The sequence below is a fragment of the Massilia timonae genome (assembly GCF_001866515.1).
In the GTDB taxonomy this organism is placed as follows: domain Bacteria; phylum Pseudomonadota; class Gammaproteobacteria; order Burkholderiales; family Burkholderiaceae_D; genus Telluria; species Telluria timonae.
In genome coordinates, this window is record NZ_JRYB01000001.1 from 1352462 (window position 1) to 1367964 (window position 15503).

The 15503-nt window shown below is 62.5% G+C and carries 12 protein-coding genes; 7 read left to right on the top strand and 5 right to left on the bottom strand.

Translation table 11 applies throughout. From position 1 onward, the window contains the following. Nucleotides 1-26 precede the first annotated feature (26 nt). The 5 genes from LO55_RS05900 (at nucleotide 27) to LO55_RS05920 (ending at nucleotide 3594) form a co-directional block, all read left to right on the top strand. Nucleotides 27-827, top strand: a complete 801-nt coding sequence (locus LO55_RS05900; protein WP_071360783.1) for an SDR family oxidoreductase — start codon at nucleotides 27-29, stop codon at nucleotides 825-827. A gap of 9 nt (nucleotides 828-836) precedes the next feature. After that, nucleotides 837-1235 (top strand): dihydroneopterin aldolase, encoded by a 399-nt coding sequence (locus LO55_RS05905; RefSeq protein WP_005663650.1) that lies wholly within the window; start codon nucleotides 837-839, stop codon nucleotides 1233-1235. Continuing rightward, nucleotides 1232-2179: a tRNA 2-thiocytidine(32) synthetase TtcA gene (gene ttcA, locus LO55_RS05910; protein WP_071360784.1), complete on the top strand. Its 948-nt coding sequence runs from the start codon at nucleotides 1232-1234 to the stop codon at nucleotides 2177-2179. The genes LO55_RS05905 and ttcA overlap by 4 nt, the downstream gene beginning before the upstream one ends. Nucleotides 2180-2253: 74 nt before the next feature. Further along, the gene (locus LO55_RS05915) at nucleotides 2254-3012 is read left to right on the top strand and encodes a 2'-5' RNA ligase family protein (RefSeq protein WP_143054459.1); all 759 of its coding nucleotides are present in this window, start codon (nucleotides 2254-2256) and stop codon (nucleotides 3010-3012) included. A 60-nt stretch (nucleotides 3013-3072) separates the two neighbouring features. Then, complete coding sequence (locus tag LO55_RS05920) at nucleotides 3073-3594, top strand: SixA phosphatase family protein (RefSeq protein WP_229409710.1); 522 nt, start codon at nucleotides 3073-3075, stop codon at nucleotides 3592-3594. A 100-nt stretch (nucleotides 3595-3694) separates the two neighbouring features. Here LO55_RS05920 and LO55_RS25695 read toward each other — a convergent pair whose 3' ends face one another. Continuing rightward, nucleotides 3695-4552: a transposase gene (locus tag LO55_RS25695; RefSeq protein ID WP_143054636.1), complete on the bottom strand. Its 858-nt coding sequence runs from the start codon at nucleotides 4550-4552 to the stop codon at nucleotides 3695-3697. 410 nt (nucleotides 4553-4962) lie between these two features. On the opposite strand from LO55_RS25695, the gene LO55_RS05925 reads away from it, so the two are divergent. Together LO55_RS05925 and LO55_RS05930 are read left to right on the top strand one after the other, a co-directional pair. Next, on the top strand, nucleotides 4963-6486 hold the full coding sequence (locus LO55_RS05925; RefSeq protein ID WP_143054460.1) for a S8 family serine peptidase: 1524 nt from the start codon (nucleotides 4963-4965) through the stop codon (nucleotides 6484-6486). Nucleotides 6487-6550: 64 nt separating this feature from the next. After that, nucleotides 6551-7042, top strand: coding sequence for a hypothetical protein (locus tag LO55_RS05930; protein WP_071360787.1), 492 nt, complete (start codon nucleotides 6551-6553; stop codon nucleotides 7040-7042). A gap of 5 nt (nucleotides 7043-7047) precedes the next feature. On the opposite strand, the gene LO55_RS05935 is transcribed toward LO55_RS05930, so the two are convergent. The 4 genes from LO55_RS05935 to LO55_RS05945 all read right to left on the bottom strand — a co-directional run bounded on the left by LO55_RS05935 (nucleotide 7048) and on the right by LO55_RS05945 (nucleotide 15478). Beyond that, complete coding sequence (locus tag LO55_RS05935; protein WP_071360788.1) at nucleotides 7048-8817, bottom strand: M14 family metallopeptidase; 1770 nt, start codon at nucleotides 8815-8817, stop codon at nucleotides 7048-7050. A gap of 92 nt (nucleotides 8818-8909) precedes the next feature. Beyond that, a complete protein-coding gene (locus LO55_RS26210) occupies nucleotides 8910-10064 on the bottom strand; it encodes a hypothetical protein (protein WP_143054461.1) in 1155 nt (384 codons plus the stop codon). A 69-nt stretch (nucleotides 10065-10133) separates the two neighbouring features. Next, complete coding sequence (locus LO55_RS05940; RefSeq protein ID WP_071360789.1) at nucleotides 10134-11735, bottom strand: S41 family peptidase; 1602 nt, start codon at nucleotides 11733-11735, stop codon at nucleotides 10134-10136. A 143-nt stretch (nucleotides 11736-11878) separates the two neighbouring features. Continuing rightward, complete coding sequence (locus LO55_RS05945; RefSeq protein ID WP_071360790.1) at nucleotides 11879-15478, bottom strand: indolepyruvate ferredoxin oxidoreductase family protein; 3600 nt, start codon at nucleotides 15476-15478, stop codon at nucleotides 11879-11881. Nucleotides 15479-15503 lie beyond the last annotated feature (25 nt).

The following is a 15503-nucleotide window of genomic DNA, read 5'->3' on the forward strand; positions in this document are numbered from 1 at the left end:
ATAGCTTTTATCAACAATTTAAGACAATGATGACGGATAGCCCTTCGATCTCCCTGCCCCGGGTCGCGCTCGTGACCGGCGCCGGCCGTCGCCTGGGCCGCGCGATCGCGCTCGGCCTGGCCCAGGCCGGCTGGGACCTCGCCCTGCACTACCGCCATTCCGAAAGCGACGCGATCGCGACCCGCGACGCCATCCTGGCCCTGGGCCGGCGCGCCGCGCTACTGCAGTGCGACCTGTCCGACGAGGCGGCGGTACGCCAGCTGGTCGGCCAGGCCAGCGCGGCGCTGGGGCCGCTGTCTTGCATCGTCAACAACGCTTCGTTGTTTGAATACGACAGCGCCACCGCGTTCTCCTGGGAGCTGCTCAACGCCCATATGCAGGCGAACGTGGCCGCGCCGGTGCTGCTGGCGCAGGAATTGCACGCCGCCACCGCGGAGGGGCGGCAAGCCGTCGTGGTCAACTTGCTGGACCAGAAACTGTACAATCTCAACCCGGATTTTCTGTCGTACACGCTGTCCAAGGCGGCCCTGCACACGGCGACCACGATGCTGGCCCAGGCGCTGGCGCCGAAGGTGCGCGTGGTCGGCGTCGCTCCCGGCATCACGATGGTGTCGGGCGACCAGAGCGAGCAAGGCTTCGCCGCGGCGCACCAGATGACGCCGTTGCGGCGTTCGTCGACCCCGCAGGACATCGCCGACGCCGTGGTCTACGCCGCATCGGCGCGCGCGCTGACCGGCACCACCCTGCTGGTCGATGGCGGCCAGCACCTGATGCCCTCGCAGCGTGACGTGATGTTCCTGACTGAACCAAATAACTCCACCAAATAAGGCTATCCCATGTTGTCCGCCCTGTCCCACCCGAGCTTGCGCGATTGCCGCCGGCTGTTCCTGCGCAATTACGAAGTGATGATCAATATCGGCGTGCACGATTTCGAGAAGAAGGGCGAGCAGCGTGTCCTGATCAATGTCGAGCTGTACATTCCGCTGGAGCTGTCGACGCCGAAGGCGGACCAGCTGGCGGAAGTGGTCGACTACGATTTCATGCGCGAGACCATTGCCCAGCGCATCGCCAAGGGCCACATCCACCTGCAGGAAACGCTGTGCGACGACGTGGTGGCCGCGATGCTGACCCACCCGCGCGTGCGCGCCGCCGGTGTGTCGACGATGAAGCCGGACGTCTATCCGGATTGCGAAGGCGTCGGCGTCGAAGTATTCAGGATCAAGGAAGAAGCATGAACGAAACGGTGATTGAACGCGTCGTCGAAGACGACTTCCCGACTGCCGAGGCCGGCATTGACGCGAAGAAGCAAGAGAAGATCGCACGCGAGGACAACAAGCTGCACAAGCGCCTGTGCCGCCTGGTGGGCCAGGCCATCGGCGACTTCAACATGATCGAGGACGGCGACAAGGTGATGGTCTGCCTGTCGGGCGGCAAGGACAGCTATGCGCTGCTCGACATCCTGCTCACCTTGCGCGAGCGCGCGCCGATCCACTTCGACATCGTCGCGGTCAACCTCGACCAGAAGCAGCCGAACTTCCCGGCGCATATTCTCCCGGCCTACCTGGACAAGCTCGGCGTGCCTTATCACATCGAAAACCAGGACACCTACAGCATCGTCAAGCGCCTGATCCCGGAAGGCAAGACCACCTGCTCGCTGTGCTCGCGCCTGCGGCGCGGCATCCTGTACCGCGTGGCCGACGAACTCGGCTGCAACAAGATCGCCCTGGGCCACCACCGCGACGACATCCTCGAGACCTTCTTCCTGAACATGTTCTTCGGCGGGAAGCTGAAGGGCATGCCGGCCAAGCTGGTGTCGGACGACGGCAAGCACATGGTGATCCGCCCGATGGCCTACGTGAAAGAAGCCGACACCGAGCGCTACGCCGAGGTGAAAGGTTTCCCGATCATTCCGTGCGACCTGTGCGGCTCGCAGGAAAACCTGCAGAGGAAGCAAATCAAGAACATGCTGCGCGAATGGGAAAAGAAGCATCCGGGCCGGGTCGAGAACACGTTCTCGGCGCTGTCGACCGTGGTGCCGTCGCATTTGCAGGACCGCGACCTGTTCGATTTCGTCGGCCTGAAGACCGATGGCGTGCCGAATCCGCTGGGCGATATCGCGTTCGACGAGGAGCCGTGTTCGACGCCTGCGGCGAATACGATTTCGTTGACGCAGCTCTAAGAGCAGCGCATCGAGGAAGCAGAGGCCGGTGCCTCTGCTTTTTTTTCGTCATGATATACGTGCGGAACGACGACATGACCGACACCTCTGCGAGGCCCAGCCTGCAAGCCCATTACGACACGATGTGGGAGCACGCCTTTGGCGCGATCGCGCGTGGAGACGTCGATTGCGACACGCGACTTGCGGCCGGTCCCGACCCGCGCCGCGGCATCAGCCTGATCGCGCGTCCCGGCCCATCGCTGCAGGCGCGCTTCGACGGCCTGCTAGACTGCCTGGCGGGCGCCGAACCGCGCCAGTATCGCTACCCGGCAGCCGATATGCACATGACGATCCTGTCGCTGCTGACCGCCGGCGCCGGTGTCGCCATCCACCCGGCGCTGGTGGACGACTATTTGGCCGCGGCCCGGGCCGCCGTGGACGGCATCGAGGCGATCGGGATCGACTTCGGCGGCATCGCGCTGTCGCGCGGTGCGGTGATGGCGCGCGGCATTGCACGCGGCCCAGCGCTGGAAATCCTGCGCGAGCGCCTGCGGACGGCATTGCGCGAGCGGGGCCTCGACGGCGCGCTCGACCGCCGATACCGCCTGGTGACCGCGCATATGACGCTGTTTCGCTTCACCGAGCCCTTGCGCGATGCGGCGCGTTTCGCCGCCCTGCTCGACGCGCTGCGCGACGAGCCGCTCGGCGTCATGCGCATCGAACAGGCCGAACTGGTGGTCAATGACTGGTATATGTCCAGCCACTCGCTGGTGCGGGTGGCAGCGTTGCCCCTCGCCGGGCCGCAGCGCGATGCCAGTTTCCACGGTCGCCCTCTCCCAGATACCGAAGCCTGAGTTCCGCCGTGCTACGCTGGCGTCACCTCCACCGCCTAGAGAACCGCGATGCGCCTGCCTTTGAGCCAAGCCCCACGCCTGCTGCGAAACATCTTCATTGCCCTTGCCGTGCTCGTCCCAGGCACTGCCCTTGCCGAGCCCAGCGCGATCTACCTGGTCCGCCATGGCGAAAAAGCCAGCATCGGCAAGGACCCGGCCCTGACGCCGCAAGGCCAGCTGCGCGCCCAGAACATCGCGGGGATCCTGCAGCGCACCGGCATCCAGGCCATTTTCAGCACGCCGACCGCGCGCACGCTGCAGACCGCGCAGCCACTGGCCCGCCAACTGGGCTTGCAGGTCGAGCAGTACGACCCGGCCCGGCCGAAAGCGCTGGTCGACAAGGTGAAGACGCTGCGCGGCCCGGTGCTGGTGGTGGGCCACTCGAACACGCTGCCGGAACTGGTGCGCCTGTTCGGCGGCGAGCCTGGTCCCGATATCGCCGACGACGAGTACGACCGCCTCTACCAGCTCACGCTTGACGCCGGCGGCGCGGTAAGGACGGTCATCCTGACGTCCCTGCCTGCATCCGCCAGCGCGCCCTGAGCGTGGCCAGGCGTCAGGGCGCGACGTTCATGCGCAGCACCGGATACACGGGAACTACTGCCGGAACTACGGGGTCAGGTCTGACATTTGGACACGGCCTCTACAATGATTTGCTTTTATTTGCCCTCTCAAAGCCAGCAATCGCTCGGCTGACCGTTTTGGTCGACACACCAAACACGCGTGCTATTTCCGACATGGTGAAGGCGGTAGACGCGTAAGCACGTGCCATTGCCTCGCTCCTGTCCGGATACCGGTCCTGATAGTCGGACAATGGAAGCGCAACGGCACGTCGTTCAGATCTCTTTGTTTCTATAAGCTCTTCGGATTGCTGCAGTTGCTGGTGCACCAATATGAAGTTTTCATCGCCAAGCAGAATTTGATGGCGTGTAGCCTCCAATGGACTCATTTGCCCAAGGCCAGCAAGAACAAAATCCTGATATGCCGCGATCGCGCTCGTCGGCGTATTACCAAACTGCCTTAGAAGCCAGTTGCGCTCAAGCCAGTCGGGTGAAATGTCATCCCCTATAAAATAATGGTAGCTGCTCCATCTCCATTCTTTCAGCGCCGCCACGGTGTTAGCGCGTAGAGGATTTAGAACAATATAACGGGAAACCTCTAGCAGATAGCTATCTTTCTGCACCAATACCGCCTTATAGCGCCCTTGAAACAAGTGGCCAACAACACGATGCCGTCGATTGAAATACTGTGAATAATGACCGTTGAGTTGGCGCATGCAACTCGGTAGATTCCCTTCCACCGTTTCAATCAATAAGTGGTAGTGATTGGTCATCTGGCAAAAACTGTGAATGACGCAATGATAGCGTTCGCAAACCTTCTCCAGAACGTCTAGCCAAATACGTCGATCGGCATCATCCCGAAAGATCGATGCGCGTCGGTTTCCGCGCGACGTCACATGGTAGAGCGCCCCAGGAAAATTAACTCTAAGTGGTCGTGTCATCCGATAACGGTACTGGATCGGCAACCACCAGCGCTGAGATCGCTCAGACTTCCAAGGAACCTTGATTACTGCTGAACTCGTGTCCAAATGTCAGACCTGACCCCGATGTTACCGTGACCCCGATGTTACCGATATTGATTACTGCTGAACCCGTGTCCAAATGTCAGACCTGACCCCGATGTTACCGATATTATGCTGACCCCGATGTTACGTGCCCCCGGTGTTGCGATGTTAGTCGTTCAGGCCACCAAAACAAGGACATGGCATCGTATTTGCGCGACACGCCCGCATTTCGATTATTGAACACCTGGACTTTCGTTGACCGTTTTACCAAAAAACCGTGACATGGTGATCTACATCCATGCACGGTGCATGAATGGTGGATAGATCACTAGTCACGGAGGGATATCGTGGATTATGAATACAAGGTCAATGGCCAGACGGTTCGTTTGGCGGAAGATCCAGATCTGGTTGGCGTACGTTATCTGGAGCCGGCGCCGCATAGCCTGCGGGCGGCATTCTCCAGCAGTGTCGGGGCCGACGTTACCGAACGCATCGAAATCCCTAATGAAAAATTCACCTTACTGAAATCCCCGTCCGCGGCGCCCATGTCGGTGAGCCATGCCGTCAACGCGGCGGTCGGCAACCGGCCTGCCGGCGTTGCACGAACGACGCCCGTGTTCAAGCTGGGCGAAACCCGGGTGCTGGCCACGGACCGGATCCTGCTGGGCATGAAAGACCCGGCCACCCCCGTCAGCGGCTTGCTCAAGGACGTGAACTATGAATCGATCGCGCCACGCGGGTTCGGCGAGTACACGGTTACCCTGGCGCCCGATGTCGATCCGCTGGCGACGGTCCAGCAACTGGCGCCAAGCGAAGACCTGGCGTATATCGAGCCGGACTTCGTCAATCTGATGGTCAAGCCCGCGCTTGACGATGTCTCGGCCGATGCTGCCGCCCAGGGCGGCCCGGGCAGCGAGCGCGCCTACGCCGCGCGGCAATACGCGATACAGCTGACCGCCGCCGACCAGGCCTGGAAGCTGGTTCAGGGAAATCTCGCAATCAAGATCGCCGTGCTGGACGACGGCATCGATACCCGGCATCTCGACCTGCGCCAATCGGTCATCGCCGGCTACGACGCCTGCGACAAGGACAATTTTCAGGAGCCCAATGCCTGGGACGGCCATGGGACGGCGTGCGCAGGTCTTGCCGCGGCGGTTCCCAGCAGCACCGATGGCGTCCGCGGGATCGGTGGCGGCTGCTCGATCATGGCGGTCCGGATCGCCTATTCCGACCGGCCGCGCGGCGTCTGGACCACCAGCCCCGGCCAGATCGCCGAGGCGGTCGACTGGTGCTGGCAAAACGGCGCCTCGGTCCTGAGCAATAGCTGGAGCGACACATCCGCGTCGAGCGCCGTCATCGCCGCTTTTGGACGTGCGCTGACGCTTGGTCGCGGCGGCAAGGGCTGCGTTGTCGTCGTCGCGGCGGGCAACAGGCCAGGACCGGTCGGTTTTCCAAGCAACCTCCCCGGTGTGATCTGCGTGGCCGCATCCACGCCGAAAGATGAACCGAAGACGCCCTCCAGCGACGATGGAGAAAACTGGTGGGGCTCCAGTTACGGCCCTGAAGTACTGGTCGCCGCCCCTGGGGTCAAGAACTATACGACCGACATCACCGGGCCGGCCGGCTACAACCCCGGCGGCGATTACTATCCCGGCTTCAATGGCACCTCGTCCGCCACGCCGCTGGTCGCCGGGGCTTGCGCCCTGGTGCTGAGCGCCAACCCCACGCTGTCCGGCGCCCAGGTGACGGCCATCATCGCGCAGAGCGCCGACAAGGTCGGCTCGGTGTCCTATGTCGATGGACGCAACGACCAGATGGGCTATGGCCGCCTGAACGTGCTGAAAGCGGTGCAGCTGGCAATAACGTCGTAACGGCCCGGGCATCCACGACCCGAGCGGAAACACATTAACCCCGGACCGGTACGGAGGCGCCACCATGAAAACGCTGGTCACGACCCTGGGCGCGGTAGCCAGCCTGTGCGGCTGCGCCAGCTCGCTGCATATTTACGATGCGGGCAACAGGCAGGCGCCGGGCGTTCCGTTCAGGACGCACGAAACCTATGTCAAGACAGGGACGCATGACAAGGCGAGCGACGGCGGAAACTGCGAGCCGGCGCAATTCGTTACCAGCGCCACCCTGGCGACCGGGGCCTTGTACTACGCCAAGGTCGTCTCCGCCCAATTCGCCAAGACGGAATTCCACGTCAAGTATGGCGACAGCGGGGCGATCAGCGAGATCAGCCTCGGCACGGAGCCCTCCGCCGAAGCCCTGACCGCGGCCAAGGAATTCGTCCAGACCGTCATCCCGCTCGGACCGGCTGCGGGAGCCAGTCCCGCGGCGGCACGCGCGCCGGCGAAGGCCTGCGATGCCGGCGAGCGCGACGTCAAGTTCATCCGTCTCGACGACTTCATCCAGGGCAGCCGATAAGGGGTTCAGGGCGCGCTATTTGCGCGCAGCACCGGATACAGGTTCAGGCGCTCGTCATACGACGAATGGCGCTTGGCGAAGAACTCCAGGCGCGCCTGCGGATTCTTGGCGAAGGCCGGATCGCTGTCCAGGCGCTCCTGGAAGGCCTTGGCCACGGCCGGGTCGGCCGCCATCTGCTCGCGCGCGACCTCCTCGGCCACGTAGTCCTCCATGTATTCCTTGCGCTCGAAGGCCGTGTTGAACGTGCCCCAGGCCAGCAGCGAATCCGGCGCCTGCGGCTCCAGCATCGCCACCACCAGGCGCGCCTTCGGCTGCGCGATCGGCACGAACAGCGAGCCTGCCGCGACCGGACGGGCTTCCGCCTTCCACTTGCCTTCCACCGTCAGGCGCTGGTGGCCTTCGACCGAGGCCGCGGCCAAGGTTGCCTTGTCGGCGCGGAAGGACTGGAGCTGGAGGTCTTCCTTCGTCTTGTCCAGCTTGCGGAACTCGACGCCGTGCTGGCGCAGCTTCTCGCCCACGATCGCGGCGTAGGCGGCGGGCACGATGTAGCCGGCACGCGGCGCGGTGACCTGGAAGTCGGCCACGATGTCCTGCCACAGCGGCACGCGCCATACCTGTGGCTTGGTTTCGTCGTAGCGCGTCATCAGGGCGCCCGAGACTTCCGACGGCGTGCGGGTGTAGGCGTAACCGTTGAAGTTAACCATTTCCTTCTTGTCGGAGGCCTTGTACGACAGCGCCACCGGCTGGTTGCCCAGCTTGGCGGCGCGCGCGTCGGCCGCATACGCGGCCTGCTGCCATTGCTTGCCGTTCTTCGCCACCTGGTCGAGCACCGACACCACGGTGTTGCGGGTGATGCGCACGCGCACCGGATATTCCTTCCACGAGTGGGTTTCGACCAGCATCGCCATGCGGTTGCGCAGCTGGAAGTAGCCGGTCGAGAAGCGCGGATCGGACACGCCGTCCATGAAGCCCGACATCGGATCGTCATGCTTCACGAAGGACATGTAATAGGACTGCGGCGTCGAGCCTTCCTTGGCGATGTCCTTGATCACGTTGGTGCGGAGCAGCAGGCCGGCCTTGCGGAATTCCGGGTCGCCCGAATACACCGGCTCGACCTGGATCGAGATATCGTGCTGGAACTTGGCGCCATTGGTCGCGTGCAGGTCGACGTAGACCAGTGGATCCCAGGCGTTCACCAGCGCCAGCATGGCCTGCATCTCGGGCGCGTCGGCCTTCAGGTAGTCGCGGTTCAGGTTGTAGTTCTGGGCGGTGGTGCGCCAGCCCATCTCGACCGGGCCGCGCTGGTTCGGGCGGTTCCACTTGCCGAAGCGCTCGTGGCCGTCGACGTTGAACACCGGGACGAAGATGAACACCTGCTTGTCGAGCGCGCCCTTGGCCGCGCGGCCTTCAAGCGCTTCGCGCAGCGCCAGGAAGCCGGCGTCCTTGCCGTCGATCTCGCCGGCGTGGATGCCGCCCTGCATCAGGGTCACCGGCAGGCCCTGCTGTTTCGCCGCCTGCGGGGTGAACACGCCCTTGCCGTTCACCACCAGCGCCTTCATCGGGCGGCCTTCCGGCGTGACGCCGAAATCGATGCACCGCACCTGCTTCGGATACGCCTGCTGGAATGCTGTGCACAGCGCGATCGTCTCGTCGTAGCGGCCGGTGGCGGTGAAGCCCGAGCGTTCCGACACGGTGGTCAGGTCGGGAGCGGCGTGGACGGATTGGCTGAGGGGAATGGCCGACAACAGGGCCAGCAGTAACGCAGAACGGATCATTTAAACTCCGAGGATTTTTAAAAAGAAATTATAACCTCGGAAATAGTCCTTGAACCAGCAGATCCTGTCGACATCACTTCTCATCGAACTCTTTAAACTTCCAAACGCCTTTTGTCTCTTACCAACTCATCTTTCACTTTTAATCTTAGAGACTTATAGGACTCCAAATCAGTCTGCACCTCGATGAGCAACTGATCTATGCTAGCCTCTTTCAATACAATATTTCTATTTCGAAGCTTTTTAGAAAAACTCTCAAGATTTTTAAATTCACCCTCAAGTTCCGATAAAGAATTTTCTACAGCCTTAGTAGCGGCAGCATGCTGCGCTCGGCGTTCGTGCATATACTCTCGCGAAATTTTTTCAATATTAGAGATTGCCAGCCTCATTGACTCAAGCTCCTTCTCCAATTGCACCCCCTTGGAAACCAAGCTCGATTTCTTCTTCTCTATTACACTTATGAGTCGTGCGCCCAGTTGCTGATTTTCAATTGCGCGCAGCGCCTCTTCATTTGTACACAAACCAAGAATAATTTTCTTTTCCAGCTCATAAGTCCAAGCATCCAAGTTATCTGCCAGTTTTCGTTGATTCAACAACAAAAGAAGGAAGTACAATGCAACAATCAGAAATACAGTTTTTACCTCTAGCCTGGATAGCCAATTATCGGGATCGGTCCACAGCAAGACATTATCATAGACGATAGAAAACAAGATTACGAAGAAAAACCCTACCGCGAAGATCTTTGATGATTTAGACTTCCCAAATAATCGATTTGCGTCCTCATGATCAGCTTTCCCGAATAGCTCACTCAAAATCAACAGAGACATAACTAGAGAGAAAACTGCTGTCCCAACAGTAAAACCCCATAGCACTCCACAAACAATAAATGGTGCTGAAAAGATCGCATATAGAGTTGCCCAGAAGAGAGCAAGATCTGTTCTAGAGGCCATCCATGCAGGCAAAAATCGTAGATCTGACCTACTACCCTGAACCCTTACTGCTACGCCTAAATTTATTGTAACAATAAAAATTTGACAGATTACCGTTGCCCAAAGAAACACTTTTTCAGAAAGTATTGACTTAGTTGGATCCAACAAGGCCCAGACGATCACCCCCATTGCCCCGAAAATTACCCAGATATTAATTCCACTCAGTCTTGCCCTAATTTCTGTTTCTTTTTGCACATTCCGCAAATAATCAAAAATTTCTTTCCTCGAAATAGGTTCAGCCAAATCGCCAGATTTATCCATGAATTATCATTGTAGGCAGCAATTGATCATTTTTACACCCTGGATATATGTAAAATTTATAAATCACATCTATTTGGTATAAATCGAAATTTCCATGACCTCCGGCCGCACGATCCGCATCGGCACGACGCGCGCCCTGGCCGTGGTCGAGACCGGGCAGGCACCATTCGCGCGGTAAGCCAAGGCCGTGGCCAGCAAGCCTTCGTTCTGGTCTCCCACCGGCCGCGACAGGTCGTCGCTCGCCTGGCAGGTCGGCGTAAAGCCGTCGGTGAAGTCGCCGAAGCCCTTGTGGTTCACGCCCTGGAACTCGATCGAGAAATAGGTCGTGCCACAGTTCGGCACCGGCGTGAAGCCGTAGGGCTTGCCGCAGGTGGTGCCGCCGATCTGGATCACTTCGATGTCGGCGCCGCGCAGGCCGTTGATCACCGATTCGCTGGCCGAGCAGGTGCCCGGGGTGCTGAGCACGGTCACCCGTTTCAGGCCCAGGGTGGGCAGCGGCGTGCCGGTGCGTAGCGGGTTGCTCGAGGCGAAGCCCCAGGCGGTCGAGCGGAACATGATCGGCTGGTAGGCCGGCGTCTTGTCGTTGTAGCGGGATTGCTCGAACACCTTGCCGCTCGTCGACGCCGGGCCGGCGATCATATAGGCCAGCTGGCTGGCGACGTACAGCAGGCCGCCGCCGTTGTAGCGCACGTCGAGCACCAGGTCGTTGACGCCGGCCTGCTGGAAGGTGACGAAGGCGTCGTACAGCTGCTTCTCGGACACGGCGTTGAAGCTGTCGAAGGTCAGGTAGCCGACCTTGCCGCTGGCGGTCTCGATCACCTTGACGTTCTTCACCGGCGCCAGCACGACCTCGGCCCCGACCAGCGTCGCCTCATAGGCCACGCCGGCGCGCTGCAGGGTGAAGCGGTGGGTGGTCCCGGCGGACGCCGGGAACAGCCCGGCATTGATCCGGTCGACCGAGGCTTCATCGTCGGCATTGACGAAATCGACGCCGTCGACCTTGAGCAGCATGTCGCCGCGCAGCAGGCCGGCCGCGGCGGCGGGCGAGCCCGGCTCGACCGCCGTGATCAGCCAGGTGCGCGGCGCCAGGCCATCGGCGTTGCGGCTCCAGGTGATGCCATAGCCCAGGTCGATGCCCTGGGTCTGCATCGCCTCCCACTCGGCGGTCGGATAGGTGAAGTGATAACGGTCCTTCGGCTTGCCGCTTGCGGTCAATGCCGGCGTCTTGAGCACCGCGAAGTAGTCGAGCGCGCTCTTGAAGTCGGCCATCTTGTAGGTGTTCGGGATCTCGTCGTACCAGAGGTAGTACTGGTTGGCCCAGGCGCGCAGGAATTTCAGCTCGTCGAGCAGGGTGCCCTGCACGTCGGGATAGGATTTGCCGCTCGCATCCAGCCCCGTGCGCGGGACGGCGCACTTGTTCCAGTAGCTGCCGTAGGCGTCGCCCAGCAGGTTCGGGTTCAGGTCTTCCGGCGTCGGCTGGGTGGCGACCGGCGGTGTCGGGACCGGCGTCGGCGCCGGCGTCGTGGGCGCCGGATTTTGCGCCACCGGAGGCGCGCCGACGCTCGGGGAACCGCCGCCACCGCCGCAACCGGCGAGGACGAACAGCGCGGCGAGCGCACTGGGAATCAAACGCAATGGGAAGGTCTTGCGGGAGGTAGATAGCGAGCTCATGCGTCCGATTATAGACGCCGATATCCGGGCCGAATACAACCAACTGTAACGGTTGAGGCTAGAGCACAACGGCTGATATCAATCGAACAATCGTTGGCCTGACACTGAGCGCGTGGATGGCCGAACCATCCACGCGCTCACGATCAAGCCGCCCGTGGCGTCACGTCCGGCGCATGAAACGCCGCCACCAGCGCCGCCTCTTTCTCCCTGGCCGCCTTCAGGTGACGCTCCTTCACGTGACCGTAGCCGCGGATGTCTTCCGGGATGCTGGCGATCGCCACCGCTTGCGCCAGCTTGTCCTCCGTCAGCTTCGGCAGCAATGCCGTCACCGTCTCGCGGTATTGCTTGACCAGGGCGCGCTCCATCCTGCGCTCGGCCGTGTAGCCGAACACGTCGAAGGCGGTGCCGCGCAAGCCCTTGAGCTTCGCCAGCACGCCGAAGGCGCTCATCATCCACGGGCCGTACTCGCGCTTGATGGCGCGGCCTTCCTTGTCGTGCCTGGCCATCAATGGCGGCGCCAGGTGGAACTTCAGCCTGGTGTCGCCTTCGAACATGGCGCCGATCTTCTCGCGGAAGGCCGGGTCGGTGTGCAGGCGCGCGACCTCGTACTCGTCCTTGTAGGCCATCAGCTTGTAGTAGTAGCGCGCCACGGCTTCGGTCAGGCGCGTGCCCTTGCCGAGCCTTTCTTCCTGCGCGCGCACCTGGTCCACAAAAGCCTTGTACTGGCCGGCATAGGCCGCGTCCTGGTAGGCGGTCAGCAGCTCGATGCGGCGGCTGACGATGTCGTCCAGGGTCTGGATGCGCTTGAACTCGACCACCTTCGACGGCAAGGCGGCGCGGCTCACGGCGGCCAGGTCGTGCGCGGCGCTGCGGCCCCAGTTGAAGGCCGCCTTGTTGAAGGCGACCGACACGCCGTTCAGTTCGATCGCCTTGAGCAGCGAATTTTCCTGCAGCGGCACATGGCCCTTCTGGAAGGCATAGCCGAGCATAAACATATTGGTGGCGATCGCGTCGCCCAGCAGGGCGGTGGCGATTTGGCCGGCGTCGATGAAGTCGACGTTGTCCTTGCCGCAGGCTTGCTGGATGGCGCCGCGCGAACCCTCGGCCGGGAATTGCCAGTCCGGGTTCTTGACGAAGGCCGCGGTGGTCGCGCCGCTGGCGTTGACCGCGGCCCAGGTGCGGCCCTCGCCCATGCGGCTCAGGGCGTCGCGGCTGGCGGTGACGATCTGGTCGCAGCCGATCACCAGGTCGGCGCTGCCGGTGCCGACGCGGGTCGAGTGCAGATCGGCCTGGCGTTCGGCCAGGCGCACGTGCGACATCACCGGACCGCCCTTCTGGGCCAGGCCGCTCTGGTCGAGCACGATGGCGCCCTTACCTTCGACGTGGGCCGCCACGGCCAGGATCTGGCCCACGGTCACCACGCCGGTGCCGCCGACGCCGGCCACCAGGATGCCATACGGCGTCTCGACCGACGGAATGACGGGCAGCGGCAAGCTTGGCGGCGCCGCCTCGGCGCTCGATGATTTCTTCGGCTTCTTGAGCCCGCCGCCTTCGACGGTGACGAAGCTCGGGCAAAAGCCCGATACGCAAGAAAAGTCCTTGTTGCACGAGGACTGGTTGATCTGGCGCTTGCGGCCCAGTTCGGTTTCCAGCGGCTCGACCGACAGGCAGTTCGACTGCACCGAGCAGTCGCCGCAGCCTTCGCACACGGCTTCGTTGATCACGACGCGCTTGGCCGGGTCGGGGAACTCGCCTTTCTTGCGACGGCGGCGCTTCTCGGACGCGCAGGTCTGGTCGTAGATCACGGCCGACACGCCCGGCATTTCGCGCAGCTCGCGCTGCACGTCCATCAGCTCGGAACGGTGGCGCACCGTGGTGCCCGGCGCCCAGGCGTAGTCGCTCGGGTATTTATCGGGTTCGTCGGTGACGACGATGATCGGCTTGACGCCCTCGGCCGCAATCTGGCGGCTGATCATGCCCGGGTCGAGCGGGCCGTCGACGTTCTGGCCGCCGGTCATCGCGACCGCGTCGTTGTACAGGATCTTATAGGTGATGTTGACCTTGGCCGCCACCGCGGCGCGGATCGCCAGGATCCCGGAATGGAAGTACGTCCCATCCCCCAGGTTCACGAACACGTGCTTCTCGTCGGTGAACGGGGCCTGGCCGATCCAGGTCGTGCCTTCCGCGCCCATGTGCGTGAAGGTCGACGTTTCGCGGTCCATCCACAACACCATATAGTGGCAGCCGATGCCGGCCATGGCGCGCGAGCCTTCCGGCACCTTGGTCGAGCTGTTGTGCGGGCAGCCCGAGCAGAAGTACGGGATGCGGTCGGTCTGCGGATTCGGTTTCGCCGGAATGTTCTTGAGCACCAGCTCCTTCGCTTCCAGGAAGGCGATGCGTTCCTTGACCCGCTCGGCGACCGGGTGGCCGGCGCAGTAGTGCGAGATGCGCGAAGCGATGGCGCGCGCGATCTGGGCCGGATTGAGCTCATAGGTCGCCGGCAGCAGCCAGTCGCCGTGGCCCATGCGGTTCTTGTTGCTCCATTCGCCGGTATCGTCGAACTTGCCGACCACGCGCGGACGCTCGCCGTCCGGCAGGTTGTACAGCTCCTCCTTGAGCGCGTATTCCATCACCTGGCGCTTTTCTTCGACCACCAGGATCTCGTCGAGGCCGCGCGCGAACTCGTGCACGCCTTCGGCCTCGAGCGGCCAGGTCATGCCGACTTTATACAGGCGCAGGCCGATGTCGCGCGCGGCCTGCTCGTCGATGCCGAGGTCGGCCAGCGCCTGGCGCGTGTCCAGATAGCTCTTGCCGGCGGTGATGATGCCGATCTTCGGCCGCGGGCTGTCCCAGATGATGCGGTTGAGTTTATTGGCGCGCGCATAGGCCAGCGCGGCATACCATTTGTGGTTGCTCATCCGCACTTCCTGGTCCAGCACGGCGTCCGGCCAGCGGATGTTCAGGCCATCCGGCGGCAGCTGGAAGTCGGTCGGCGTGACGATCTGCACGCGCTCCGGGTCGAGGTCGACCACGGCGCCCGATTCGATGATGTCGGTCACGCACTTCATCGACACCCACAGGCCGGTGTAGCGGCTCATGGCCCAGGCGTGCAGGCCGAAGTCGAGGTATTCCTGGACCGAGGATGGGTACAGCACCGGGATGCCGCAGTGGGTCAGGATGTGGTCGGACTGGTGCGCGGTGGACGAGGATTTCGCGGCATGGTCGTCGCCGGCCAGCACCAGCACGCCGCCATGCTTCGCGGAGCCGGCGTTGTTGCCGTGCTTGAACACGTCGCCGCAGCGGTCGACGCCCGGGCCCTTGCCGTACCACATGGCGAACACGCCGTCGTACTTCGCGTCCTTGTACAGGTTGGTCTGCTGGGTGCCCCAGACGGCGGTCGCCGCCAGGTCTTCGTTCATGCCCGGATGGAACTTGACGTGGTGGGCGTCGAGGTGCTTCCTGGCCTTCATCGCGGTCTGGTCGACGGCGGTGACCGGCGAACCGCGGTAGCCGGTGATGTAGCCGGCGGTGTTCAGGCCGGCCTTCAGGTCGCGCTCGCGCTGCAGCATCGGCAGGCGGATCAGGGCCTGGGTGCCGGTCATGAAGGCGCGGCCGCGCTCGAGCGTCCATTTGTCGTCGAGCGTGATGTCCTGTTGCGGTTGGGCGGGCTGACCGGGCTGCGAAGGCGCGGGCGGGGATGACTCCGGCGGCGCCAGGTGGGCGCGGTCCGTGGGTGCGTTCATGGTGTCTCCAAGATTCTCATGGCGG